We start from the raw sequence: 1,094 nt of genomic DNA on the forward strand, positions 1-1,094 counted from the left end.
CCGGCGGGCGACGGACTCGGTCTTGGTCTTGCGCAGGGTGTCGGCCTGGGCCTTGCCGCGGCCCTCGGCGACGGCCTCCGCCAGGTTGGCGAAGACCGTGGTGAGCCAGAGCCAGACGGTGATCGACCAGGCGAACACGCTGGGGCTGGCTATCGCGGAGATCGTGGTGACCACCGAGCCGACCTCGACCACGAACATGACCGGGTTCTTGACCATCACCCGGGGGTCGAGCTTCCTCACCGCGTCCGGCAGGGACGCGAGGATCAGCTTCGGGTCGAGCAGACCGCTCCGCACTCTGTGCGGTGCGGCGGCCTCGGCCGTGCTGTCGGCCGGTGCGGGGTTGAGCGTAGGGGTGGACATCAGGAGAGACCTTCCGCGAGCGGTCCGAGGGCCAGGGCCGGGAAGTAGGTGAGGCCGACGACGATCAGGACGACGCCCGACAGCAGGCCCACGAACAGCGGCTCGTGGGTGGGCAGGGTGCCCGGGGTGGCCGGCACCGGCTGCTGCTGGGCGAGCGAGCCCGCCAGCGCCAGCACGAACACCATCGGCAGGAAGCGGCCGAGCACCATGCACAGGCCGAGCGCGGTGTCGTACCAGTCGGTGTTGACGGTGATGCCGGCGAACGCCGAACCGTTGTTGTTGCTCGCGGAGGTGAAGGCGTACAGCACCTCGGAGAAGCCGTGGGCGCCCGAGTTGAGCATCCCGGCCCGCTCACCCGGCAGCGCCATCGCCACACCGGTGCCGACCAGCACCAGCGCGGGAGTGGTGAGGATGTACAGCGAGGCGAACTTCATCTCCCGACCGCCGAGCTTCTTGCCCAGGTACTCGGGGGTGCGGCCGACCATCAGACCGGCCACGAACACCGCGACGACCGCCAGGATCAGCATGCCGTACAGGCCCGAGCCCACACCGCCGGGCGCGATCTCGCCCAGCATCATGTTGAAGACCGTCAGCCCGCCGCCGAATGGCGTGAACGAGTCGTGGAAGGAGTCCACCGCACCGGTCGAGGTCAGCGTCGTCGAAGCGGCGAACAGCGAGCTGGCCGCGATGCCGAACCGCTGCTCCTTGCCCTCCATCGCGCCGCCGGCCGCCTG

The 1,094-nt window shown here is 69.9% G+C and carries 1 protein-coding gene and 1 pseudogene; both read right to left on the minus strand.

Annotated elements, in window-relative coordinates:
- Positions 1-360 (minus strand): annotated as a pseudogene (locus ACWCYO_RS40705) (potassium-transporting ATPase subunit B); the annotation flags it as partial.
- On the minus strand, positions 360-1,094 hold a 735-nt coding region (locus tag ACWCYO_RS40710), incomplete at its 5' end, for a potassium-transporting ATPase subunit KdpA (RefSeq protein ID WP_449787050.1). The gene ACWCYO_RS40710 and the pseudogene ACWCYO_RS40705, both read right to left, overlap by 1 nt.

It is taken from the genome of Kitasatospora sp. NPDC001683 (genome assembly GCF_053596495.1).